Below are 228 nucleotides of genomic sequence, written 5' to 3' on the forward strand. Positions count from 1 at the left end.
CCTCCAGAACGGTCCGGTAGTTCTGAGCGACCGCACGTCCGAAGCTGTAGTCGGCGGCCATGATGAACACGCGTTCGACGTCGGTTTCGTTCGCGACGTACCGGCCGCCGCTCCGGGCGTCCATCGCGGTGTTCTCGCTCGCCCGGAACACGCGCTCGTGGCAGTACTGGCTGTCGGACGTGATGTCGGCGGCGGCCGCCGGGCCGGCGACGAAGGGCGTGTCCGTGT

At 68.9% G+C, this 228-nt stretch carries 1 protein-coding gene; it reads right to left on the minus strand.

Going from position 1 to position 228, the window contains the following annotated elements; all coding sequences use genetic code 11:
* Positions 1–228 (minus strand): ABC transporter substrate-binding protein (locus tag SM755_RS24320; RefSeq protein ID WP_323174919.1); only part of this gene is annotated, 228 nt, incomplete at both ends.

Origin of the sequence: Natrialba sp. PRR66, from assembly GCF_034808065.1 — an archaeon.
GTDB classification, from domain to species: domain Archaea; phylum Halobacteriota; class Halobacteria; order Halobacteriales; family Natrialbaceae; genus Natrialba; species Natrialba aegyptia.